The following is a 25,064-nucleotide window of genomic DNA, read 5'->3' as shown; positions in this document are numbered from 1 at the left end:
ACGGGTGAGCTATAATTAAGTTGCTTTGTTTAAAGAACTCAGAACTTATATAAAAAGTATAGCCATGAAAAATGTAATTGTAACATGTATTGCCAGTTTCCTGGTGGCAGGACAGGTTTCCGCGCAACAAGCCAGCCGCCCCATATTGACTGAAAACATACAGTCATTGCATGCAAACACCCGGTACATCAACAAAATTCACGTGAAAGCTATGCGTGATTTTTTAAAGCGCGATAAAACTGCCACCAATACCGATTGGATGGTTGTTGAAACCGGCGTTGTTGTAAAGTATACCGACAAAAAAAATAGCCGGTGCAGAACAGTATACAACTGCAGGGGTGAGTTTTCGTATACGGTGCGGCAGTATGCTGAAAGTAATATGGACCGGGATGTACGGGCAATAGTAAAAAGCCAGTATTATGATTATACCATAACACTGGTAGAGCAAATTGAACAGCCGGCAAAACCGCTGGTTTACGTGGTGCATTTGGAAGATGCCACTTCACTAAAGAACATCCTCGTAAGTGAGCGGGACATTGAGGTGATTGAAGAGTATAATAAAGCCTGGCCTTAACAAACCAGGAGGAAACGATAAAGATCTTTTCAGAAGGGTGTAGGTGAAAACAGCTTCAAGCCACAGGCCACAAGCTATAAGCATTATGAATACAATTTCTTTTGCTTGAAGCTTACAGCTTGTAGCTTGAGGCTTTATTTTTTACCTGACAAATGCAATTGGCCAAACCGTCCATGATTCATGTTGATAACGCCAGGTAGTGCTTTTACCGGTGAATTGTAAAGCAGAAAGCGTACGGCCTTTAGGCATCTGTTGCGCGCTGTAAAAGATATTCAGGTTGGTGCGTGTATACGTTTTTTCCAACTGCAACAACTCCTTAACCGCGATCGTCATACCCTTAGTGGCATCGTCGAATTTCCATTCTTTTAAAACATTGCCTTTATCATCCCTTATGGCAATCGTTCTGCCTTTACCGATAGCGCCACAATGATTATAATAAATTACCAACTGATCTTCTTTGTTTGCTTTATCCAATTGCAAACTTTGTAATGTTAATGATTGGCTAACCGCCTGCCGCAGGATCAGTTTGTTGTTAAGATAAATTTCAAAACTTTCACCCCCTGCCTTTGCTGTAAATGCCAGTAAGCATGCAGAGATAATTGTAAGAACCGCCATCAGGGCGGGTTTTAATGATCTGTGTTGCATAAAACGAAAGTTTTTAGGTTTAAAAAGAAGTATGTTTTAATTCTCGTAACAAAGCAACAAAATACAGGCGGCCATATATAATTACTTTGACAAGGCGATGGAATTCCTTGATGTATTGCAGTTTTTTGGACCTTTTCTTAAAAGGCAGGCTACAACCAGGTTATATTACTTAATTGATAAAATATGAGCTCTCCCCAATAATAATTTACTAGTATGCGTTTGTGCTGGGGAGAATAGATAAGTGTTTAGGGTACATATTACAGTTTGTATTGATGGTTTCCACAATTCCCAATTAACATATCCTTAACCGTAAATAAGTAACCTGGTGAAACATTTCGCAAATGCTGTGCAGGAGCGGACCAGCCGCAGAAAAGCGCATGGTGCCATTTATTCAACTTTTCAAGGGCTTACAGAAAGCTTATCATGTGCACTGCAGCAATACCATTTTATAATAAGTGCTTATGTAAGCGAATAAATTGCGACGGATTGTTTAACCCAAATTAAAAGTATAGCTATGAAAAAGATTTTCATCACCACCGGTATATCTATCGTGGTATTATCGGGTTGTGCCTATTCTCAGCAAAGCAGGCATTCGCTGGCCGCCGCTAAAGTAAAACCAATGCATGCAAAAAGCCAGTATCTGAACGACATTAACGTTAGGGCTATGCGTGATTTTGTAAGCCGTTATGGAGATGCTACAAATGCTTTATGGCATAGAAATAACGAAAGTTATGTAGCCGTGTTCTTTAAAGATAGTGTACAGCATCGCATTGTTTATTCCAACCGCGGTGATTTAAGTTTTGTGATGAAGTACTATGAAGAAAAACACCTGCCTCGCAATATACGTGCCCAGGTGAAAAGTACATACTACGATTATAAGATCTTTATTATACAGGAAATAGAAAGCCCTAACCATCCAACCATTTATATTGTGAACCTGCAAGGAGATACTGACTGGATAAAGGTAAGATTGTGTCAGGGTGAAATGGAAGTGATGGAAGCGTTTCAGAAAGGTAAATAAAGGAGGCTGCTGCTAAGATAATGTTAACGACAGACGGAATGCCTAATTAGCTCTTTAACATACCATTTGTAAACGACATAAGCTGTTATCCATCTATTACAGTATAAAATAAAAATGGAGGAAACAGTTTATGAAAAAGATTTTTACACTCGTAGCCATATTGTTCAGCGTAACAGCATTTGCTTCAGGAAATCCTCGCCCCAATGAAAGTAAAATGGCCATCCGCAGCAATAGCGATGCCTTTATACAGGTAGTGATAGATGGACGACAATACAATGTTAATCGCAATGGTTTTGTTTTGGATAACATCCGATCTGGCCGCCATCGCATTGAGGTGTACAAGGTAGATAACTATGGTATGTTTAGAAAAAGGCCGCAACTGGTTTACAGAAACACTATGGTTGTAAAGCCGTGGGAATCGTTGAACATTAACATTAATCGTTTTGAAAGGGTATGGGTAGACACCCGTTTTGACCGCGATGATCGTCGGGGGAATGATAGGGATTATGGTCGTGATCGTGATTATGACCGTGGCCCTGACTATAACGATCGTGATGGTCGTTACGGCAGACACTAAACGCTATAACCACTTGCAAAGGTCCTTCCAGTTGGAGGGACTTTTTTTCTTTTGGTGAATGAGCAATGGTGAATTCTTCTACGTCAGCGGTTTTCCATTAGCACATTATCGCATTAGCACATTGGCCTTTAACACTCCCTTAGTAAACGACTCATTTTATATTCCATCTATTACAGCATAAAACAAATGGAGGAAACAGTTTATGAAAACGATTTTTACGCTTATCACTGTATTGTTTAGTATCACCACTTTTGCTGCTCCCGGTCCTAAAACTTCCAGATTGGCAATTTCAAGCAACGACCGTTCTGTAATGCAAGTGAAGATCGATGGCGTAATGTACAATCTGAATAGTACGTTTGTAATGGATAACATCCGAACAGGTAATCATACCATCACCATTTATAAAACAGAAAATATGGGTTTTAGAAAAAGGACCCAGGTAGTATATAACAGTTCGATGTATATTGCTCCTGCTCAGTTTATCAATATCGACATTAATCGTGCAGGCAAAGTAGTGATTAAAACTACCAACAACAAATTCGACCGCAATGATAATTTCAGAGGAAACAACAGGAATAATAATAACGACAGGTACGATAAGAATAACAATGACAGGAACAGAGATGGCAGAGACGATAGATACGGCAGATACTAATTAAAGCAAGTATTAAAAAGAAGGGCTGACTCCAATTAGGTCAGCCCTTCTTTTTATGTAACCAATTTTGACAATTAGCTAATTTGCTTTTATCCCCAGCACTTCCGTCATAAACTTCTCCGTTTCTCTTTCAACACCCGGTACATCGTGCGATCTTATCCAGGAGCCGATTACATGGTTGCCGGTATTGGGCATTGCCACTTCCCGCTTTTTATCGGCCGGTGTGCCCAATTGGGAAAACATTTCCTTAATAGCGCTTACTTTCACCGTACTGTCCTGGTGAATATTGTCTTTATAGTAATAAAGCGTCAGTGTAGGCTGTTTTACTTTTTCAAAGGTCTTTTTGTTCATGCTTGTCTCCAGCAATTCCTCCAGGTTAACCGCCGCTTCTATGCGATAATGATAAGTCCAGTACTTACGATAAGCCTCGCGGGTATCCTCGGAATCGAGGTATTTTGAACCTTTTACTAATCTGGCTACCTGCAATCCCCAGGGATTATTGAGTATCCAGGCTGTAGGATCATTAATTTCAATATTCGGCGACATTAGAATTAACGCATATACTTCGGGGTATTCTGCCGCCAGTTTCAGCGCCAGTGTACCACCGGTTGATGTGCCCACCAGAATAACTTTATTGCCCAGTTGTTTTCCAATGGCGAAAGCCTGTTTGGCTGTTTCCCAATAGTTATCAGCAGTAAGATTAACCATAGGTTCGGTGGTGTCAATACCATGCTCTGCGAGGCGGGACAGATATAAATTACAACCGAACTTTTTGGCCAGATCGCGATGAACGGGGTCGCCTTCGCCCTGCGAGGCAGTAAAGCCATGCAGGTATACCAGTGAATATTCGGTCTTGTTTTTCAGGGAATCATTGGCCCAAACGATCCGTGCTTCGTTATCGGGTTTAATGTTATGGGCGGCTTCCTGTTGCCTGATATAATTAACCAGGGCAACTGGTTCGGCCGGAACAGCTGGCATAGCAGTTGAATATACCGGGGTAGAAGGGTTTGGCCCTAAAAAGTAGGCAATGATCAATATTGCCGGAATAATAAGGGCCCATTTTTTTTTACGCATACCGTAAATTTGGTGTTGAAATTAACAGCTTTTTATTACCTGTAAAAATAGTGGGTTGTAATTAAAATGATTTTTTTATGAATTCCGATACCGGCAAGTACATCATGCTCATCGGTGGCGCTGTGGTGATAATCGGCATTATCATTTATTTCTTTTACGATAAACTGCACTGGATCGGCCACCTGCCGGGCGATATTCGCATTGAAAAGGAAAAATTCCGCTTTTATTTCCCCATAACGACCATGATCCTGTTTAGTGTTTTGGTAACAGTGATCATAAGTATAATTCGCAGGTTTTTATAATGCCGGTAGTAAAGGGGCGAATGTATTTAATAAATTTTTAATTCCTTTGTATTCTCTTTAAGTCATATTAAAGGATCAGTAAAGTGGAATTGGCGATCATTTATTAATCATATGTATGACCCCAACCAACCGGTACATTGCATTGGATGTATTTCGCGGCATCACCATTTGTTTAATGATCATTGTAAATACGCCTGGCAGTCACGATGCTACATTTGCCCCGCTGTTACATGCCGAATGGAATGGCTTTACCCCGGCAGATCTTGTATTTCCTTCTTTTTTATTTGCTGTAGGTAATTCTATGTTTTTTGCCATGCAAAAATGGACGACCATGACCCAGGCACAGGTGCTGACAAAAATAGGCAAGCGTACCTTGTTGCTTTTTATGCTGGGTTTCTTATTGTATTGGTTTCCGTTTATAAAATATGGAGCGGAAGGCCATGTTGTTTTAAAACCTTTTGCTGAAACAAGGGTGTTGGGGGTGTTGCAACGAATAGCATTATGTTACTGCATTGCATCACTGTTGATCTATTATGGGAAGCCCAAAGGCGCACTCATTACTTCCGTGATTTTATTGATCGCTTACCGGCTTATCATCTTGTGGTTTGGCGACCCGGGTAATGAGCTGAGTATGGCGGGAAATGCAGAAACAAAACTGGACCTGTTGCTGATTGGTGCCAACCACATGAACCATGGTGAAGTGATCCCTTTTGAACCGGAAGGGATCTTAAGCACTTTGCCCGCTATTGCCAATGTAGTAGCTGGTTACCTGGTGGGTCAGTATATTCAACATGCCGGAAAAACCTGGGAAATGCTTACCCGCTTGCTATTGACTGGCAGCCTGCTGGTTGCGCTGGCCTATTGCTGGGACCTTAGCTTTCCTATAAATAAAAACTTGTGGACCAGCTCTTTTGTGTTGTATACCGTTGGGCTCGATTGTTTTATACTGGCTGGCGTTATATACGTAATTGACTTTTTGCATAAAACCCGCTGGACAGGCTTTTTTGAAGTGTTTGGAAAGAATGCGCTGTTTATTTACCTGTTGTCGGAAGTGGTGGCGATCATGATGCGCGCCTTACGCGTAGCACATGGGGTGAATTTATATAAATGGATATTTGAGCACATATTTAAATTTCCTGGTATGTATATTGGCTCCCTGCTGTTTGCTATTTGGTTTATGCTAATGTGTTGGCTGGCAGGCTGGGTGTTGGATAAAAGAAAAATTTATATCAGGGTTTAGAGTAGCATGCTTAAATTACAGCACCATACGCTTCTTGTCTCAGTGTCACGATTGAAGTGCACATTGATCATAATTGATCATAAAGACGTGACTGCTATTTGTTTAGCTTTCTGCCATAGAAAATATCTTTTATTTATGAGGGTTTATAGGTGCTGAACAGCCATAAAAACCCGTATAAATGGGGATTAATTATCTATAAAGTTTCTGCTTTTGCTTGCCTCGCCCATTGATTTAGCGTACTTTTGCGCCTCGTTTGCCATTGCTTAAAAAAAAGTATTCAAAGGCATTCATTATTAAGAAATTAAAAAACATTTCCTGCTCAGGAAAAAGGAATTTATGGATATCAGAAATATCGCCATTATTGCCCACGTAGACCACGGAAAAACTACCCTGGTAGACAAGATCTTACACGCTACCAAAGTGTTTCGTGAAAACCAGGAAACTGGTGACCTGATCATGGACAGTAATGATCTGGAAAGAGAAAGAGGGATCACCATCTTCAGTAAGAACGCAGCGGTAACATACAAAGATGTAAAAATTAATGTAATTGATACCCCGGGCCACGCCGACTTTGGTGGTGAGGTAGAGCGTGTACTGAAAATGGCCGACGGTGTGTGTTTGCTGGTGGATGCCTTTGAAGGCCCCATGCCGCAAACCCGCTTCGTATTACAAAAAGCGTTGCAGTTAAACCTGCGACCTATTGTGATCATCAACAAAGTTGATAAGCCAAACTGCCGTCCTGATGAAGTACATGATGCGGTATTTGAATTATTTTTCAACCTCGATGCTACTGAAGAGCAGCTAGATTTCCCCACCTATTATGGTAGCGGCAGAAATGGCTGGTTCAACGATTCATTAACACCGTGTGAAAATATTAACCCGTTGCTGGATGGTATTTTGAAACATGTACCACCACCAAAAGTAAGCGAAGGTACCCTGCAATTGCAGATCACTTCCCTGGATTATTCATCTTTCCTGGGTCGTATTGCTGTAGGTAGAGTATCGCGCGGAGTTATAAAAGAAAATCAGCCCATTTCATTGGTACAGGCTGATGGCAGCATAAAAAAGACCCGTGTAAAAGAGTTGTATGTTTTTGAAGGCATGGGAAAGAAGAAAGTAAGTGAAGTAATTGCCGGTGACCTGTGCGCTGTAGTGGGTATTGAAGGATTCAACATTGGCGATACCATTGCCGATTTTGAAAATCCTGAAGCATTACCGGTTATCAGCGTTGACGAACCTACCATGAACATGATGTTTTCCATCAACAACTCACCCTTCTATGGTAAAGATGGAAAATTTGTAACAAGCCGCCACCTGCGCGACCGCCTGATGAAAGAAACAGAAAAGAACCTGGCATTAAGGGTTGTAGATAGCGACGGCGGCGATGCCTTCCTGGTATATGGCCGCGGTATCCTTCACCTGGGCGTATTGATTGAGACCATGCGTCGCGAAGGATATGAGTTAACTGTAGGTCAGCCACAGGTTATCGTAAAACAGATCGATGGTAAAAAATGTGAACCATATGAGGTGCTGGTTGTAGACGTACCACAAGAATTTGCTTCAAAAGTAATTGACCTGGTAACCCGCCGTAAAGGGGAGATGCTGGTGATGGAAACCAAAGGTGAAATGCAACACCTGGAGTTTGATATCCCTTCACGCGGTTTGATAGGGTTACGTACACAAATGCTAACCAACACACAAGGTGAAGCCGTAATGGCCCACCGCTTCAGTGAATACAAACCCTGGAAAGGCGTTATTCCCGGCCGTAACAACGGTGTGTTGCTGGCAAAAGAAAATGGATCTTCAACTGGTTACTCACTTGATAAACTGCAGGATAGAGGGTCATTCTTTATTGACCCAGGTGAAGAAATATATGCTGGTCAGATCATTGGTGAGCATATTAAACCAGGCGACCTGGTGGTGCAAATTACCGAAGGAAAGAAACTCACCAATATGCGCGCCAGCGGTAGCGATGCAGCAACCAACATTGCACCAAAAATACTGCTCACCCTCGAAGAATGTATGGAATATATTCAACATGATGAGTGTATTGAGGTAACGCCTAACTTCATTCGTATGCGTAAAACCATACTCAATGAAGAAGAAAGAAAGAAACAGGCAAAGTCAATGAAGGCCGAAGCATAAACAATATTTTTATCTTCTTATAACCCAGGAATTACCCGAACAGGTAATTCCTTTTTATTTGTAGTAGGATTAAAATACCTATTTTGTAAACTTGTTAACAACTGGTTCTATGAAGAAACTAAAGCCTGTAACTATTTGCCTGGTAATTGCCCTGATCCTTTTTCAACATATTTCAAGAGGAAGCTATTACAAGGGGTTAATTACTGGAGAAATAAGTGGAAATTACGGCAAGCTTTACACCATACTACAAGTGGGATTGGATTTTATCATAGATATTTTTACAATAATACTGGGCATTGCAGCGCTGTCCTATTCAGATCTACAAGTGAGGGATAGGGCTTACTCTATATTCAGATTTGTGTATGTAATGACGGGCTTTTTAGCTTTGCCAACCGTTGTATTCTCATTAGTTATATCCGGGGGAATGTTTTTTAATGACCCAGCGACAGGCTTTGTAATCATATCCCGTCATTTGATCTGGATAACGCTGATCGTTTTATTGCTTATTTGCAAGCCGGAGAACCCAATAAAAAAGGTGAATTTACAGGAGTATGATATGGTAGCATATACTTCTATTGGTCACCGGTTTGTGCATTATCTGTTAGATTACTTTCTTATACTACCTTTCTGGATGAGTGCTGCAAGTTTTCTGTATGTATTCAATTACATGGTTTTCGGGAGTGCTTCGTATTCCTCGGCAAATCCAACACTGTTTTATTTGTATTATTTCGTCAGTTATTTATTGTATTATTTTTTGGCAGAAGCCATCTTTCGGCAAACCCTGGGAAAAATGGTTACCAGGTCATGTGTAGTAAGCGATGGCGTACAGTTATCAACCGGAAGGATCTTACTTCGAACGCTATCGCGCTTAATTCCTTTCGATCCGATTGCGTTTTTATTCGGCGCTAAATGGCACGACCGTGTTTCGTCTACTGCTGTGGTATATATAGATAGCTGGGAGAAGGTGTTTGAAGAAGAAAAAGGCGTAAAAGATTAAAGCTTTTCCCCTTTGTCGTTGAAGAACGGTCTTGTGTACAAATTTTCCTAAATTACAGCCATTTTATATTGCTCTATGGTCAAAAATTCATTTGCCAGGTATAGAAACCTGTTTCGTCATATCCGCAACTGGCCCGATTATTTTACCCGGAAGTTTAAAAAGGCCTTCAGCACCATGGAATTCACTACCAGAGGCAATCCGGTTCGGTTTCGTGTTCCCTCCACCGGCCTTTACCTGGTTTTCAAGGAGATCTTTGTAACCGATTTTTATGAAATTGACACTCTTGTAAAGCAGCTTCCGGCCAAACCGGTAATTGTAGATATAGGCGCCAATGCAGGTTATTTCAACATCATGCTGTTTTCTAAAATAAAAGATGCTACTGTATATGCCTATGAGCCTATTTCGGTGAATTATGAACTGTTTAAAACAAACATTTCATTAAATCCCGGCATGGAAAAGCAGGTACATCTTTTTAATAAAGCAGTAACCGGAACACCTCAGGACAGCGTAGAGCTGTTTATGGAACATTCCGGCGATAATTCGGTGATCGCGTCCATTTATTCCGACTTCGACAGGCAAAATAAATATAGCACCAAGGTGCCTGCCATTTCATTGCAGGAGATCATTACCGGCAATGGGTTCAATAAAATAGATCTGTTGAAAGTAGATTGTGAGGGCAGCGAATACCCTATCATTTACGAAACACCTGTTGCATTATGGGCAAAAGTGAAAAGGCTTACTATTGAAGTACATAACCTGGATGATGATACAAGAAATACAGACTATCTCGGGAAGTTTTTGGAAAAACAGGGGTATGAAGTAGAGTCGCATTTTGCTCATACAAATTGCTATGCATTGAATGCCGTTCGTAAATAAAAAGTGTTTTCAGCTTTGAAGAATCGTATCATTTTGGATTGTTTGGCGGCGAAAAACACGGTTTCGGGTTTATACCAGGTTTGTTTGAACCTGGGCAATGCTTTATTGCGGCATGCCGACCCGTCCAGGGAAGAATTTTCTTTTTACGTTCATCAAAGCCAGCCCGATCTTTTCGGAGGGGATCAACGGTATATCATTCATAAAGAATCGTATCGTTTTTTTCAACATAAGCTGCAGGCATGCGACGTATGGCACAGTAGTATACAAGATGCCAGGATCAAGCCGCTTAATCGTCGCATAAAGATGGTGCTGACCATTCATGACCTTAATTTCCTTATACAGCGCAAAGGGGAACCTTCCAAAATAAAAAAATACCTTGGCCGCGTACAGGCAAGTGTTAACCGTGCAGACCATATTGTTTGCATTTCTGAATATACCAGGCAAACAGTATTGGAACATTTGCGTACGCATGGAAAACCGGTAGATCTTATTTATAACGGCTGCACTATTAATGAATTTCCCGATTTTGATGCGCCTGTTTACCGTCCTTCGCGGCCTTATATATTTGCGCTTGGCGCCCTGGTTCCCAAAAAGAATTTTCATGTACTTCCCTGCCTGCTGAAAAATAATGATTACGAACTGGTGATTTCCGGTACGCGACATAATGAATACGAACGTTTGATTATGCAGCAGGCTGACCAATTTGGCGTAACCAACAGAGTACGATTGACCGGTGAGATCAGTGAGAAAGACAAATTCTGGTATTATAAACACTGCACAGCCTTTGCATTCCCTTCCCTGGCGGAAGGGTTTGGACTTCCGCTGGTTGAGGCCATGTATTATGGCAAGCCTGCTTTTATAGCCGCTACTACCAGCCTGCCTGAAATAGGCGGTGACCTGGCGTATCGTTTTAACCATTTTGAACCGGAGTACATGCAGGATGTTTTTGAAAAAGGCATGCAAAATTATGAACGAGCGAAGCCTATGCAGGCCATCCGGGAAAGAGCTTTAAAATACAGTTGGGACCAGGCGGCCATGGATTATTTATCTGTTTACCGTAAATTAATTGGAGATACAAATCAGTAACCATGACACCTTTTTCTGTAGTCATTATAACTTTTAACGAAGAAAAAAATATCGGTCGCTGCCTGGAAAGCGTGAAGGATGTTGCTGACGAGATCATCGTGGTGGATTCCCTGTCTACCGACGGAACAAAATCTATTTGTGCTTCTTATGGTGTAACATTTATTGAGCAGCCTTTTCTGGGGTATGTTGAGCAAAAGAACTTTGCCCTGGACCGCGCTTCGCACGATTACGTGCTGTCGCTCGATGCCGATGAATGCCTGACTGATACGTTGAAAAAAAGCATTCTTGCAGAAAAACAAAAAGGCTTTGCTTTCGACTGCTATCGTATGAACCGGCTGAGCTCTTTCTGCGGGCAATGGATAAAACACGGAACCTGGTATCCCGACAGGAAGATTCGCCTCATTAACCGGCAAAAAGGAAAATGGGGTGGCGTTAATCCCCACGATAAAATTGTTATGAATGAGGGCTCCTGCCTGAAACAACTGAAAGGAGATATGCTGCACTATACCTACGAAAGCATAGACCAGATCATGGAACAAACCAACAAATTCACCACCATTCAGTCAAAGGCCATGTATGAGCGGGGGAAAAGATCAAATGTTATTAAAATAGTCCTCAATCCGCTGGTGTCTTTTATCTCCGGTTATATCATAAAACGTGGGTTTCTTGACGGCTACAACGGGTTTATCATAGCTCGTTACGCTTCCCATGCCACATTGGCTAAATACGCCAAATTGTTACAACTACAACGGAAAATGAAGCAACAGGCTGGCGCTACACACAGATAACCAGGGTAGTTTCATTGTAAGGGCAGTAAAGTTTTTCGTTGTATTTTTGCGCTGTAATTTAATGCTATGGCAAGAGGAAGTTTGATATTGATTGTATTACTACTGTCGTTTTTTATTGTACCTGCCGATATAGTGGCTCAGTGTTCCATTTGCACAAAAACCGCCCAGCAATTAGGTGAGCGGCCTGCTAAGGCTTTAAATATGGGTATCATCTACCTGGGGCTTACTCCGTTCTTAATTATCGGATTTATTGGCTACCGCTGGTGGAAGAATAACCGGTAACCTTATATTTTAAAAAATCATATTTGATGTGTTGGTTTAATAGAACCTGGTTATAAAGGAATATACGTTCGTGATATTTTCTTTCTGAATGGCAGCCAGCAGTTCTTCTTTATTGATGTCTTTCATTCGATGCTTTTGCAACAGGTAATACGCTTTATCTGCCAGCAGCCTGAATCTCTTTTCTGTGGACTGTGAATGCTTTAATAAGCTACTGATAGCATTATGTAATTCAGTAATGCCCCTTTTTTGCGAAGCAATGGTTTTTATTACAGGTATTTCCAATGCCGTAGCATGAAAAGCCGGCTGTAACATTGATCTCAGGTTTCTATAAAAAGTATCTGCGTCTGGCCGGTCAGATTTATTTACAACAAATATGTCGGCTATTTCCATAAGACCTGCTTTCATGGTTTGCACTTCATCACCCGCTTCAGGTACCAACACTACTATGGTAACATCGGCGAGGCCTGCAATTTCCACTTCGCTTTGCCCTACACCAACAGTTTCTACAATAATATAATCAACAGGCGCCGCTTTAAGTAATTCAGTGATCTCAATAATTTTTGGATGTAAACCGCCCAATGAACCACGTGTGGCCAGTGAGCGAATAAAAACATTGGGGTTATTATACCATTCACTCATGCGAATGCGATCGCCCAGCAAAGCCCCCAGGTTAAAAGGGGAGGAAGGATCAACACATAATACGGCTACTTTTTTTTCCTGTTTTACCAGTTCCCCTATCAATGCATCGGTCAACGTACTTTTGCCTGCACCGGGGGGGCCGGTAATACCAATAACAGGTATATGCGAAACGGGTAATGATTGCAGCAATTCTTCATACCCCTGTATTTCATTTTCAATTAAAGAGATGCTTCGGGCAATGGCTTTTTGATCGCCTTGTTGTATCCTCTTTAATAAATACTGCCAGTTCATGTACAAAGAATTTAATGCCTAGGTTATTGCTGGTTATTTATTGCTCATTTTATCCAGGTATTTTTTATCTAATGTTTCTTTCAACAAGGCAACAGGAACATTTATTATACAACTACAGGGGACCTTATTACCCTTGCATTCAACACATTGTTTATCTAATACAAATACCTGCGCATTTTTGCCGAGTGGTGCCCACCGGCCTGGATGAATCGGCCGTATGGGTGGAAAAATACCCAATGCGTCTTTTCCTAATGCAGCCGCAATATGCAGCGGGCCGGTGCCACTGGCTACCAGTCCGTCACATTGTTTTATAAAAGCTATGAATTCATTAAGCGACATTTTCCCGGTTATATCGGTAACCAAATTTCCTGCTTTATCAAACAGCCATTGCATGCGTTCTTTTTCTTTAGCTGTGCCCGAAATAAAGATGTTGAATTTATTCGGGTCAAGCATTTGAATAAGCTGAAAAAAGTTTTCAAGCGGCCATTCCCGTCCACTACCTTGTGATTTAGGGTGCAATATCAGGTTATATTTTTCTTTTTGTATCTGGCCGGCAAATTGCGATGGCAATGGTTGCAATTTTTCCAGCCCAAAATAAGTGCTTATTTGTTGTAAAGAATAAGTTTCATTAATGCCGAAAGGCCTTAACAGCGCAAGGTTCAATTGCGCTTCATGCAGGTCAGATTTTTTGCGGCTGAGTTTTACCAGCTTATTGCAGGTAAACCAATGGTACAGGCGGTTGGTGGTGCCAATGCGTAAAGGAATACCCATTTTGCGGGCTCTTTTCGCAATACGGGACGTGGGGAAAACATGCAAAATACATTCTGGCGCTTCACCGCTTACCAACACCTTTTTTGAAAAAAAGGTGTCCACATCAATAAATTCGTCAACATATTTGCAGGCCTCAATTACCGGCCGGGTATATGATTTACCCATAAAGCCAATAGTCATAGTTGGGAAATGTTTTTTTAACACGGCAGCTACGGGTAAGGTTAAAATTACATCTCCAATGCTATCGGTACGACTGATGATAATATTGCGGGGAATGCTTTTCAATGGCTTATTTTTACAGGATTAGATACCAAACCGGTTTTAGGTTATCTTAATATTTTATAATTCTTGTAATCGAACAGGCGTTTGCCGGTTGCTTTTTCAACGTAATACAACAGGCGGTTTTTAAATGAAAATCGTTTGCGGCTTACATCCAGCTCAATTTGCCAGTTTTGATTTTTAATTCTTTCCTGCATAACGGCAGGATGTGTACCGGTGAATTTTACCAGTGAATCAAAATCATTATTAAAGTCCCAGAAATCTGCAGACGATAACAACTGTGCCCATTCTTCATCGTTACGCCAGAATTTACCAAGGTTCTTTTGTTTTTGAAGCATTTGCTTCGGGCTTTTAACCCAGCCGTAATGATAAATATATGCGTCAATTGGTTTTACCAATAGTTTACGGCCATCTTTTCGAAATCCTTGTGCATCTTTATAAGAATAAATGCTTTTATCATTTCGTATGAGGCGAATTTCGCGATTGTACCAACGCCGGCTGTCACCTACATAGTTATACGTACCATAAAAATGGGTGTATTTGAATAACAGACCTTCTACTTCTTTTTGATCTTTGTATTTTTTGGCAGCTTCCAGAATGACCGGGTAATATTTTTCGTGCACCACTTCATCGGCCTGAATGTAAAAAGCCCAATCGGAATCAGGTGATATATGTGCAAAAGCTTTATTCGTTTCAACAGCCAGCACTTCACCCCCTTTACGCAAGGCAGGGTCCCATACTGAATGTACGATCTTGATTTTGTCAGAGGCGATCGATTGTATCAATCCCAGGGTATCATCTTCACAATTGCCAATGCTCACGATCATTTCATCTACCATTGGTAATACAGAACGTATAGCCTCCGTTACGGGATAATCATTAATTACCGCATTTCGAATAATAATAAATCCCGAAATTTTCATAACTTTTATTTAAATACGGTGTTAAAGAGTAATACAATATGCCATGCAAATGTAGCTGAATGTGGAATATATTTTACAGGTTTAAAAACATTGTGTTAGATTGCAAAACGCGTATTTTATATGACTAATTTTATTCCGATTTTCCCCTTGAGCATTGTAGTTTTTCCAGGCGAAAAAGTACATCTCCATATTTTCGAACCGCGATACAAGCAATTGATTAATGAGTGTTTCGAAACTAAAAAATCATTTGGGATCCCCTCTGTGGTAAATAACCGGTTACAGGAAATGGGCACCCTGGTGCAGGTAACCGATATTGTGCAAACCTATGAAAATGGTGAAATGGATATTAAAACCGAAGGTTTGCGCATTTTTCGTGTTCTGGAAGTAATTAAACAGGTCCCGGATAAATTATACAGCGGCGCTATTGTAAATTATCCGGAAAATGATGAGGCGGGCAACCGCGAATTGATGCAAAAAGTGGTGAATGGGGTGAAGCAGTTGCACCGCCTGCTGAATATCACCAAAGATTTCAAGAAACCAGAGGAGCTTTTGCAGGCATATGATGTAGGCCATCATGCGGGGCTATCGCTGGAGGAAGAATATGAGCTGCTTGGATTGATGAAGGAATTGCAACGTCAGGAATATATAAAACGGCATCTGCAAAAAGTATTACCGCTGCTGCTGGAAATGGAGCAATTAAAGGAAAAAGTAAAGCTGAACGGCCATTTCCGAAATTTATCTGCTTTTGATTTCGATATTGAATTGTAAACTTCCAGGGTTATCCTCTTAATAACGCTATTGGTGCACCGGTAAATTTGCCGCCCATAGCGACTGAATCTTTTTTGGCAGAAACAAAAAAATCGCATTTCTTCATCCGGTATTTGATCCAGGAAACCGTAAAATATATTCAGTTTGGTTCATACAACACTTTGCTTTGATTTCGGCAATACCCGGTTGAAATGTGCTGTTTTTAATAACAGAGAGATGCAGCAAGTGCTGGTGCTGGAAAATGATAGCGATGAAACCATTCAACACCTGCTCAATACGTACAAGCCTCACAAATCTATTCTATCTTCAGTTGTAAATCATAATCCCAACCTGGAACAGATGCTTGCCGCAGCATCCCGTTTCCATAAATTAAATCATCAGTCTAAAATACCTATAACAACACCCGTGGGTAAGCCGCAGGATATTGGCGCCGACCGCCTGGCGTTGATGGTAGCCGCTGTTGATCTTTTCCCTGAGTATAATAATTTGGTAATCGGATTAGGCAGTGCTATCACCTACAATTTCGTTAATAAATACCACGAATTTTTAGGTGGCGGTATTTCGCCGGGAATGGAAATGCGGTTTAAATCGCTGAAGCTTTTTACCGCCAAATTGCCGCTGGTTGAAAAAGACTGGAACCTGCCATTGATCGGCTACGATACCCGCACCAATATACTCAGTGGCGTGATCCTGGGTATGGCTAAAGAGATCCACGGCATGATAGATGCCTATGGGGAAAGGTACGATAACTTTAACGTGGTGTTAACCGGAGGGGATGCACCCTATTTTGTGTATCATTTGAAAAACAAGATATTTGCAGACCCTGATCTGATTTTCAAGGGCCTTTATGCTATCAGCGAGCACAATAATGGGTGAGCGAACCAGGTTGTTAGCAGATTAAATATGCGAAGTACCAGTATTACATACTACTTTTTTGCCGCAGCCCTTTTATTGGGTTGTTTTTTTGTATTTACTTCCTGTGAAAACGATCAGAATGTGGTTGACCAGTTATTTCAAAAGAAAGTAGCCGTTGAAGAAGCAAAAAAAATAGAAAGTTACCTGAGCCAGTCGGGAAAGGTAAAAGCAAAACTCACCGCACCGTATATGCTACGGGTACAGGGTCAATCACCGGCGGATTCGCCATATATGGAATTCCCGCACAGCCTGCACGTTGATTTTTATGACGATAGTACCATAATAGAAAGCACGTTGGATGCCCGCTACGCCAAATATGTAGAGTTTGATCGTAAAGTGTTGCTGCGCGACAGCGTGCTGGTGGTAAGCATTAAAAATGGCGATACCCTGCGTACGCAGGAGTTATGGTGGGACCAGGACAAGCAGGAATTTCATACCAATAAACCCGCCCATGTTTATCAACGCGATAAAATAATTTTTGCAAAAGATGGTTTGCGGGCGTCACAAAATCTTACCTCTTACACTTTTTATAGTAGCTCCGGGCCTATGTTGGTGCCGAATAGCGGGTTACCGCAGTAAATCTGACAGGTTGATGGAGATGATATGGTTGGGATGTTGCATGGATTAAGGCAGTAATTGATTGGCAGGAACGATCCCGGCTATTATTAAAATTCTATTTTACTCTTCGAGTTAAGCGCTCCAGCCTTACTTTTGATTCCAAAAACAAATTTTATGGAATATAGAAGACTTGGACGATCAGGCTTACAATTAAGTGTTCTTTCCTTTGGCAGTTGGGTAACTTTTCACAAACAAATTGACGACAGTATCGCTGATGCATTGATGGGTTTATCCTATGATGCAGGCATTAACTTTTTTGATAATGCGGAAGGGTATGCGCTGGGGGAGAGTGAAAAAATGATGGGAAGGGTATTGAAGAAAAAGAATTGGGACCGCACGTCGTATGTTATTTCTTCGAAAGTGTTTTTCGGCTGGCGCGGAAACAACAGCAAGCCGAATCAAACGGGTTTAAGCAGAAAGCATATTGTAGAAGCCTGCCATGAGGCGCTGGAACGCCTGCAGCACGATTACCTGGATCTTTATTATTGTCACAGACCCGATCCTGCCGTTCCAATTGAAGAAGTAGTATGGACGATGCACAACCTCATTCAGCAGGGGAAAGTGCTGTATTGGGGAACCAGTATGTGGAGCGGTGCTGAAATTATGGAAGCGCACCGGGTAGCGCAGCAATATTGTTTAATTGGCCCCACAATGGAGCAACCGCAATACAATATGTTCGAGCGTTATAAAATGGAAATGGATTACCTGCCTGTGTTTCAGAACACCGGTTTAGGAACAACCATCTGGAGCCCGCTGGCAGCCGGCTTTTTAACCGGTAAATACAATGATGGTATCCCCGAAGAATCGCGACTGGCCATTAAAGGCTTTGGCTGGTTAAAGGACAGATGGATACAGGATGAAAAATTGAAGAAGGTAAAACAGTTAACTGAACTTGCTAAACAATTAAATGTTTCTTTAGCGGCACTAGCTATTGCCTGGACAATAAAGAACCCGAATGTAACAACTGCTATTTTAGGCGCTACCAAAACACAACAGCTGGAAGAGAACCTGAAAGCGACAGAAGCGTTGGCTTTATTAACGCTGGAGGTAATGGATGAAATAGAAAAGATTTTACAGAACAAGCCACATATGGACCTTAATTAGCAGCTTCATAAAATATTTGTACGAATAACAATTAAGTCCCGACGATACCGTCGGGACTTTTTAATAGTAAAGTAATCCAACGGCCAAACATTGATTGTTGACGCCATTGACGTTTTACTTTATTAACAACTGATGTGTATGTAATCGTAGAGGATTATTCATTTATACAATTTTTATATTCAACGTTAATATCTGTATTGAATATAATTACAGGTTTGGTTATTGGATCATTTAAAATGAATGGATGCATGATAGATATAAACGATTGAATCGCGTGTTTGTACACGCCGGTAATTTCATCAACTAACGGAGACATGTACGTATGGATGCTCCTAAGTAATAATGCTATTGTGTGGTATGTGTTGGTTAAATATCTTTGGCTCACAAAGGAAGCAATGGTGAACCATCGCAACCTGGCAACGAAAGCCGTTAATTATGAAAGCTGTTACTAACCTGATCCTGTACTTGTTAAACTGTTACACTTTGGCCACTATCTTTTTGCACTCTGCCTTTAGTAGTATTAAAACACTACCCCCATCATTACAAAAAAACCAGCAGGCATCCTCATGCAGCCTGTATGTAAAGCCAGCGTATAATTGTAGAATGTAAATCAGCGTGAACATCAGGTCGTCCCGGTTTTCAAATGGTAATATTGGTAGGTATTTAATTCAAAATATTATAGTGTGTGCTGCAACATGCCCGGCATTGTTTGGGCAATGTTTAATGCCCCGGCAGCACAACCATTAAAAGGAATTTAAAATTTTCTAATAGGGGTTAAATAGTGCATAGGGCAAAAAGGCCGCCTTTTTTCAAGGGCGGCAATTTTTTTATGCTAAATATTGTTAGCATTTTAATAGTTCCGCCGGTATGGTTATATAAACAGAAAACCGGCTTAGAGAAGCCGGTTCATACCCTGATATTATTAAATGAGAACTAAGTGACGGTTTGTAAAACCCGGCTCAACTACCACATCCTTTCCTCAAAATCTCCTGCAACCAGGTTATAGAAAATTTATGCAGACGAACTGAACCAGTATGAAAACACCAATGAAACGATAATATGTATCGTTTATTATGTATTAACATGTAAAAATTATCGGCTATGAAAAATTACCTGCAACGATGTTGATGCGTTGATTGGGCGTACGTTTGAGCCCTTTCCTATGCAAAAAATATAGCTGTGAAGGGTTCGGTGCTGGCTGCAAAAGATAAGATCAATGATAAAAATCAGACATTAAGAAATAGGCTGAAAGGGACCCGCAATGCTGCATTGGTAAATCATTTGGTAGTCGGATGACTAAAAACCATCAGATCGGGAGTTGTTTTAGTGACATATAATTCAAATGAAAAATAGCCCAAATAAGACATATTGATAAATGTCAAAGGGCCCGGAGTTGAAAAAGCGCTTTCCCCGATAAATCCGGGCTTCTGGTTTGGTTATTTAATTGTTATTGAGACTGTTCTTTTTCCCGCCTATACGCCGGGCCCCATACATTTATTCTAACACTGCAATCCAATTTAAAATCAACAAAGTAGAACACTTTAACCCTGGCCGTAATCCGGGCTTCTGTTTGTAATAATTGCAACGCCGTATAAAATAATGAAGGGTAAAAATTACTTAAACGTTTGTTTAATTTAAACGTTTGTTTAACTTTGGGGCTCCAAAGAAATTGATTTGAAAAATGGCACCTACTGAAAAAGTTGATAAAAGGGCACACATACTAACGGTTGCAGAGCAATTGTTTGCCGACAATGGATTTGATGGAACTTCTGTGCGGGATATAGCGCAACTCGCTAACGTTAATCTTGCTATGATATCTTATTACTTCGGTTCAAAGGAAAAGTTGCTGGAAGCGTTGATAGAAGACAGGGCCGGGTATACGCTGGGTATTCTGGAAGAATTAAATAAAAATCAAACCCTAACCCCCTGGGATAAGGTTGACCGGCAGGTTGAGCATTATGTGGATAAAATATTTAATAATTACAAGTTCCATTGTATCATGTCGCAACAGTACAATAATACGCGCTCAACAGAAATAAAAGAGCTTATTATAAATATCAAGTTGCGGAACCTGGAAGAAATAAAAAAGGTGATCACAGACGGGCAAAAGAAAAAAGTTTTTCGCAAGGTAGATGTCGAGCTCACGATGGCGAGCGTGTTTGGTACGTTGATGCAGATCGTCAATTCAAGAAGCCTGTATTGCCGGCTATTGAAAGTTGAAGAAACCGACGATGCCACTTATCGTAAAAAAATTGCTCCTCGGATAAAAACGCATCTGAAGCAATTATTACGGGCGCACCTGGATATAAAAAACGAAGAATAACATTTAATATATAGATCCATGAACTTGAAAAAGATAATAGTATCGGGATTAGCCTTATTACTAACCATTTTTTCTGCGGAAGCACAAACCAAAACAATTAGCCTCGAAGAAGCTGTGCGTTTGGGCGTGCAAAACAGCAAGCAATTAAAGTTGGCTCAAAATAAAATTGAACAGGCGGTATCGCAATTGGAGCAGGCAAAAGATGAAAGAATGCCTACCGCCAAAGTGAGCGCTGGTTATAGCCATGCGTTGATGTTGTCGAGAAATTTTGCACTGCCCTCATCCGATGGCTCAGATCCGAAGAAAATGCAATTCACCTTCGATAACACGCTGTACCAGGCAACACTGAGCATTAATGAACCCATTTTTAACGGGCGCCGTTACCGGTATGCATGCGAATCGGCCAACCTGTTGATCCAAAGCAGCAAACTGGATGCGGAAAAAGACAAGGATGAAATTGTATATAATGTGATCAGTGCGTATATCAACTTCTATAAAATTCAACAGAATCAAAAAATAGTAGCGCAGAACCTGGAAGATGTAGACCAGAAATTAACAGAGATAAAAAAGTTTGAAAACCAGGGCTTGGCCACGCGTAATGATGTATTGCGGTTTCAACTGCAGAAATCGAACATACAACTGATGCAAATTGAACTGGAAAACAACCGCAAAGTGGTGAATTATAACCTCGATATCTTGCTGGGTCTGCCAGAAAATACAGCCATACAGGTACAGGACGTAGCTTACAAACTGGATATGAATGACAGACCGGAAGCATATCTGAAGCAGGCCCTGCAAGATAGAAAGGAATTTGGCTCGTTGAATTACCAGGATAAGCTGGCCGATGTCAACATCAGGAAAGTGCACGATGAAAAGTTGCCAACTGTAGGCATCGGTGGCAATCTGTATTACATCAATCCCACAAAAGCATTGGTCCCCAAAAGCGCTACTTACCTGGCTCCATTTGTAGTAGGCGTAAATGCCAGTTGGGATATTACCGGTTTCTTTAAGAGCAGGAACAAGTTAACGGAGGCCAGTTTGCAAAAACAGGAAGTAGCAACCACGCGCGACTTGCTTACCGACCAGGTGAAAATGGATGTAAATAGATCCTACACCCAATATCAACAGGCTTTGGAAAAAATTAAAGTACTGAACGATGCTGTTGTACAGGCAACGGAAAACGAAAGAATAACCGAATCGAAGTACAAGAATAACCTGGCAACTACCACCGACCGTATTGATGCGCAAACCCTGTTGTATGAGTCGCGTTTGAATCTTGAGCTGGCAAAGGCAGATGCTACCGCCGCTTATTATACCCTTTTGAAAACAACAGGCCATATTCAACCCTAACCTTTTAAAAAGTATTAAAGAGATATTGTATGAACGACGTAAAAAAGAGCAGTAAAGGGAAAAAGATCATTTTCCCGATTATCCTGGGACTCGTATTAGTAGGTGCATTGGCATTTACTGCCAAAGAATATTTCTATGGTCAAAGCCATGAGGAAACAGATAACGCCCAGGTTGACGCCGATATTAGTCCGGTTGTTACCAGGGTAAGCGGCTACATTAAAGAAATTCGTTTTACAGATAACCAATTTGTAAAAGCAGGAGATACCCTCGTCGTGCTCGATGACCGGGATTTCCAGATCAGGCTGCAACAGGCTGAAGCGGCGCTGGCAGTTGCCAAACAATCTGTTAATGTTTCACAATATGCAGTAGCCGAAGCCAGGACTGGAATCGCCACTGCCCAGGCTAATGTAGAAACAGCAAGAGTACGGGTTTGGAAAGCAACAGAAGATTTCAAGCGTTATGAAGCCCTGTTTGAAGATCATGCAATCACCAAAGCGCAGTTTGATGCGGCCAAAGCAGAAAAGGATGCGGCAGAAGCCGCGTTGCGTGCTGCTGAAACACAGGTGCCGGTTGTACAGGAAAAAGTAAGTACCAACCGCCAGCAGGTTCAGGCTACCGCTTCTAACATTGGCTTGCGCCAGGCTGATATTGATTATGCCAAATTGCAAATGAGCTATACTGTTATTACGGCGCCTACGGATGGTGTTATTTCCAAAAAAACCATTCAACCCGGACAATTGGTGCAGGCCGGTCAATCATTATTCTCCATAGTAAATGATAATGGACTGTTTTTAACTGCCAATTTTAAAGAAACGCAGATTGATAATATCCGTGTAGGTCAGGCTGTGCATATCAATGTGGATGCTTTTGGCGATCATTTATTGAACGGAACGGTAGAATCATTTGCAGGCGCTACCGGCGCTAAATTTTCTTTACTGCCGCCCGATAACGCTACCGGTAACTTCGTAAAAGTAGTGCAGCGGATACCTGTTCGGATCAAACTCGATAAATCGGATGCTGATTTTGTAAATCGCTTACGTCCGGGAATGAGCGCCAAAGTGGTGGTGGATACTAAGAAGTCGTAAGTGCAGTTAAAAGCTGAAAGCTGCAAGCGGAAAACAGCCGGAAGCTGCAAGCCGCAAGCTTCAAGCAAATACAGTTTCAACTCGGCGTTTAACCTTGCCTTTGGCTTATGGCTTACAGCTTGTAGCTGAAAATTTTTGAGTTGAGGAATAAGCGTTAGGCTAAAAAAATATGTTTTTATGGCAGAACAAGGATTTAGGAAATGGATCATTACCATTACCGTGATCATGGCTTCCTTGCTGGAGTTGATCGATACAACGATCGTGAACGTAGCCCTGCCCGAGATCATGGGAAACCTGGGCGCTACCCTGGAAGATGCCGGCTGGCTGGTAACCGGTTATGCAGTGGCCAACGTAATTATTTTACCGATGTCGGGTTGGCTGGGCGATCGTTTTGGAAGAAAGAATTATTTTCTCGCCTCCATTTTGATATTCACGCTGGCTTCTTATTTATGCGGACAGGCAAGCTCTCTTACGGAGCTGATCCTGTTCCGGATATTGCAAGGGTTGGCAGGTGGTGGTTTATTGTCAACCGCACAGGCCATATTAATGGAAACCTGGCCGCGGGAAGAAATTGGAATGGCAACCGCATTATTTGGTTTGGGTGCGGTGGTAGGTCCTACGATCGGTCCCACCATTGGTGGCTACATCGTTGACAATTCAAACTGGCGTTATATATTCTATGTAAATATTCCGGTGGGTGCTATTGCTGCCTTTCTCGTATCGATGTTTGTACGGGAGTCGCCAAAGTTTGCAAAAGGAAAACCGATCGATTGGTGGGGTATCCTGTTACTGGCAGTTGGTGTGGGAAGCTTGCAGGTGGTGTTGGAAAAAGGGGAGTCGGAAGACTGGTTTGCTACGCCTTATATAGCGGCACTGACCATTACTACGCTTCTGGCAGGTATTGGTTTTATCTGGCGGGAACTTAGCACTGATCATCCGGTGGTTGATTTCCGCATCCTGAAGGACCGAAGCTTCGCAGTAGGTATTATTACTTCCTTTGCGCTTGGGTTCGCGCTTTATGGTTCCGTATTTATTTTCCCGGTGTTTTGTCAGAACCTATTAGGGTTTACGGCCTTTCAAACAGGATTGATCTTATTGCCCAGCGGGGTGGCTACCATTTTAATGATGCCGTTTGTAGGTGCGATGTTGAAGAAAGGGGTACCGGCGCAGTTTATGGCAACGGGTGGTTTTTTCCTGTTCTTCATTTTCTGTTGGATGCTATCGAACAGTACGCTCGAATCAGGTACCGGTGATTTCTTCTGGCCGCTTATTATCCGGGGAATTGGTATGGCCATTCTGTTCGTACCGCTTACCACATTGGCGGTACAGGGTCTTCAGGGAAAACAAATTGGCCAGGGAACTGGGTTGAACAACATGATGCGTCAGTTGGGTGGATCGTTTGGTGTAGCCATTCTCACAACCCTTATACACCTCAAATCGGGCGAGATCCGTAATCTACTAATAGAAAATATTAATCCGTATAATCCGGCTTATATACAGCGTAGGGATGGGCAAATACAAATGTTACTGAGCAAAGGGTATTCCTTATTGGAAGCCCAGCAAAAGAGCAACGGGATGATGGAAGGAACAGTTATAAAACAAACTATGCTGGTAACGTATGATCATATGTACCTGTTGATCGGGGTGTTTGTACTGGCAGCCATTCCTGTGATCTATTTGCAGAAGTTTAAGAAGAAACCGGTGATTGTTACGGATGCGCATTAAGAAAGAGGTAA

At 41.6% G+C, this 25,064-nt stretch carries 25 protein-coding genes; 20 read left to right on the top strand and 5 right to left on the bottom strand.

The genetic code is table 11. The features are described 5' to 3' along the window. Positions 1-64 precede the first annotated feature (64 nt). Positions 65-574 (top strand): hypothetical protein, encoded by a 510-nt coding sequence (locus FAM09_RS06480; RefSeq protein WP_136576229.1) that lies wholly within the window; start codon positions 65-67, stop codon positions 572-574. A 141-nt stretch (positions 575-715) separates the two neighbouring features. Here the strand turns inward: FAM09_RS06480 and FAM09_RS06475 are convergent, their stop codons facing one another. After that, a complete protein-coding gene (locus FAM09_RS06475) occupies positions 716-1,219 on the bottom strand; it encodes a hypothetical protein (RefSeq protein ID WP_136576228.1) in 504 nt (167 codons plus the stop codon). Positions 1,220-1,733: 514 nt separating this feature from the next. Between FAM09_RS06475 and FAM09_RS06470 the strand changes: the two genes are divergently transcribed. The 3 genes from FAM09_RS06470 (at position 1,734) to FAM09_RS06460 (ending at position 3,472) form a co-directional block, all read left to right on the top strand. Beyond that, the gene (locus FAM09_RS06470) at positions 1,734-2,240 is read left to right on the top strand and encodes a hypothetical protein (RefSeq protein WP_136576227.1); all 507 of its coding nucleotides are present in this window, start codon (positions 1,734-1,736) and stop codon (positions 2,238-2,240) included. 130 nt (positions 2,241-2,370) lie between these two features. Then, a complete protein-coding gene (locus FAM09_RS06465; protein WP_136576226.1) occupies positions 2,371-2,817 on the top strand; it encodes a hypothetical protein in 447 nt (148 codons plus the stop codon). Positions 2,818-3,019: 202 nt separating this feature from the next. Continuing rightward, complete coding sequence (locus FAM09_RS06460) at positions 3,020-3,472, top strand: hypothetical protein (protein ID WP_136576225.1); 453 nt, start codon at positions 3,020-3,022, stop codon at positions 3,470-3,472. 78 nt (positions 3,473-3,550) lie between these two features. Here FAM09_RS06460 and FAM09_RS06455 read toward each other — a convergent pair whose 3' ends face one another. Continuing rightward, positions 3,551-4,546 (bottom strand): alpha/beta hydrolase, encoded by a 996-nt coding sequence (locus FAM09_RS06455; protein ID WP_136576224.1) that lies wholly within the window; start codon positions 4,544-4,546, stop codon positions 3,551-3,553. 77 nt (positions 4,547-4,623) lie between these two features. Here FAM09_RS06455 and FAM09_RS06450 point away from each other — a divergent pair, with 77 nt between their 5' ends. The 8 genes from FAM09_RS06450 (at position 4,624) to FAM09_RS06415 (ending at position 12,262) form a co-directional block, all read left to right on the top strand. Further along, positions 4,624-4,848: a DUF2905 domain-containing protein gene (locus FAM09_RS06450; RefSeq protein ID WP_136576223.1), complete on the top strand. Its 225-nt coding sequence runs from the start codon at positions 4,624-4,626 to the stop codon at positions 4,846-4,848. Between the two features lie 115 nt (positions 4,849-4,963). Next, positions 4,964-6,088, top strand: a complete 1,125-nt coding sequence (locus tag FAM09_RS06445; RefSeq protein WP_136576222.1) for an acyltransferase family protein — start codon at positions 4,964-4,966, stop codon at positions 6,086-6,088. Between the two features lie 336 nt (positions 6,089-6,424). Beyond that, positions 6,425-8,233 carry a translational GTPase TypA gene (gene typA / locus FAM09_RS06440; RefSeq protein WP_136576221.1) on the top strand — a complete coding sequence of 603 codons (1,809 nt, stop codon included), beginning with the start codon at positions 6,425-6,427 and terminating at the stop codon, positions 8,231-8,233. A gap of 109 nt (positions 8,234-8,342) precedes the next feature. Further along, positions 8,343-9,230 (top strand): RDD family protein, encoded by an 888-nt coding sequence (locus FAM09_RS06435; protein ID WP_136576220.1) that lies wholly within the window; start codon positions 8,343-8,345, stop codon positions 9,228-9,230. 75 nt (positions 9,231-9,305) lie between these two features. Beyond that, positions 9,306-10,106, top strand: coding sequence for an FkbM family methyltransferase (locus FAM09_RS06430; RefSeq protein ID WP_136576219.1), 801 nt, complete (start codon positions 9,306-9,308; stop codon positions 10,104-10,106). A 15-nt stretch (positions 10,107-10,121) separates the two neighbouring features. Further along, the gene (locus tag FAM09_RS06425; protein ID WP_166437042.1) at positions 10,122-11,192 is read left to right on the top strand and encodes a glycosyltransferase family 4 protein; all 1,071 of its coding nucleotides are present in this window, start codon (positions 10,122-10,124) and stop codon (positions 11,190-11,192) included. Positions 11,193-11,194: 2 nt separating this feature from the next. Next, positions 11,195-11,980 carry a glycosyltransferase family 2 protein gene (locus FAM09_RS06420; RefSeq protein WP_136576217.1) on the top strand — a complete coding sequence of 262 codons (786 nt, stop codon included), beginning with the start codon at positions 11,195-11,197 and terminating at the stop codon, positions 11,978-11,980. Positions 11,981-12,046: 66 nt separating this feature from the next. Next, complete coding sequence (locus FAM09_RS06415; protein ID WP_136576216.1) at positions 12,047-12,262, top strand: hypothetical protein; 216 nt, start codon at positions 12,047-12,049, stop codon at positions 12,260-12,262. Between the two features lie 36 nt (positions 12,263-12,298). On the opposite strand, the gene meaB is transcribed toward FAM09_RS06415, so the two are convergent. From meaB to FAM09_RS06400, 3 genes are read right to left on the bottom strand one after another with little or no spacing between them, the layout of a single operon-like run. Continuing rightward, complete coding sequence (gene meaB, locus FAM09_RS06410; RefSeq protein WP_136576215.1) at positions 12,299-13,192, bottom strand: methylmalonyl Co-A mutase-associated GTPase MeaB; 894 nt, start codon at positions 13,190-13,192, stop codon at positions 12,299-12,301. Between the two features lie 33 nt (positions 13,193-13,225). Then, positions 13,226-14,248, bottom strand: coding sequence for a glycosyltransferase family 9 protein (locus FAM09_RS06405; protein ID WP_136576214.1), 1,023 nt, complete (start codon positions 14,246-14,248; stop codon positions 13,226-13,228). Between the two features lie 41 nt (positions 14,249-14,289). Further along, entirely contained in the window at positions 14,290-15,165 is an 876-nt protein-coding gene (locus FAM09_RS06400) for a glycosyltransferase family protein (RefSeq protein ID WP_136576213.1), read from the bottom strand. Between the two features lie 120 nt (positions 15,166-15,285). Here FAM09_RS06400 and FAM09_RS06395 point away from each other — a divergent pair, with 120 nt between their 5' ends. From FAM09_RS06395 to FAM09_RS06360, 8 genes are all read left to right on the top strand, one after another. Then, positions 15,286-15,933, top strand: a complete 648-nt coding sequence (locus FAM09_RS06395) for an LON peptidase substrate-binding domain-containing protein (RefSeq protein ID WP_136576212.1) — start codon at positions 15,286-15,288, stop codon at positions 15,931-15,933. Between the two features lie 144 nt (positions 15,934-16,077). Then, positions 16,078-16,809 (top strand): type III pantothenate kinase, encoded by a 732-nt coding sequence (locus tag FAM09_RS06390; protein WP_136576211.1) that lies wholly within the window; start codon positions 16,078-16,080, stop codon positions 16,807-16,809. 27 nt (positions 16,810-16,836) lie between these two features. After that, the gene (gene lptC / locus FAM09_RS06385; protein ID WP_136576210.1) at positions 16,837-17,427 is read left to right on the top strand and encodes an LPS export ABC transporter periplasmic protein LptC; all 591 of its coding nucleotides are present in this window, start codon (positions 16,837-16,839) and stop codon (positions 17,425-17,427) included. Positions 17,428-17,580: 153 nt separating this feature from the next. Further along, positions 17,581-18,570, top strand: coding sequence for a potassium channel beta subunit family protein (locus FAM09_RS06380; RefSeq protein ID WP_136576209.1), 990 nt, complete (start codon positions 17,581-17,583; stop codon positions 18,568-18,570). 1,681 nt (positions 18,571-20,251) lie between these two features. Next, positions 20,252-20,893, top strand: a complete 642-nt coding sequence (locus tag FAM09_RS06375) for a TetR/AcrR family transcriptional regulator (protein WP_136576208.1) — start codon at positions 20,252-20,254, stop codon at positions 20,891-20,893. 24 nt (positions 20,894-20,917) lie between these two features. Then, positions 20,918-22,243: a TolC family protein gene (locus FAM09_RS06370; RefSeq protein ID WP_166437041.1), complete on the top strand. Its 1,326-nt coding sequence runs from the start codon at positions 20,918-20,920 to the stop codon at positions 22,241-22,243. Between the two features lie 29 nt (positions 22,244-22,272). Continuing rightward, on the top strand, positions 22,273-23,328 hold the full coding sequence (locus FAM09_RS06365; protein ID WP_136576206.1) for an HlyD family secretion protein: 1,056 nt from the start codon (positions 22,273-22,275) through the stop codon (positions 23,326-23,328). A gap of 177 nt (positions 23,329-23,505) precedes the next feature. Next, positions 23,506-25,053 (top strand): DHA2 family efflux MFS transporter permease subunit, encoded by a 1,548-nt coding sequence (locus tag FAM09_RS06360; RefSeq protein WP_136576205.1) that lies wholly within the window; start codon positions 23,506-23,508, stop codon positions 25,051-25,053. The last annotated feature ends 11 nt before the right edge of the window (positions 25,054-25,064 follow it).

Origin of the sequence: Niastella caeni (assembly GCF_004834005.1) — a bacterium.
Classification (GTDB): Bacteria; Bacteroidota; Bacteroidia; order Chitinophagales; family Chitinophagaceae; genus Niastella; species Niastella caeni.
Note: the sequence above shows the minus strand (reverse complement) of the source record. Positions and strands in the feature narration are given on the sequence as shown.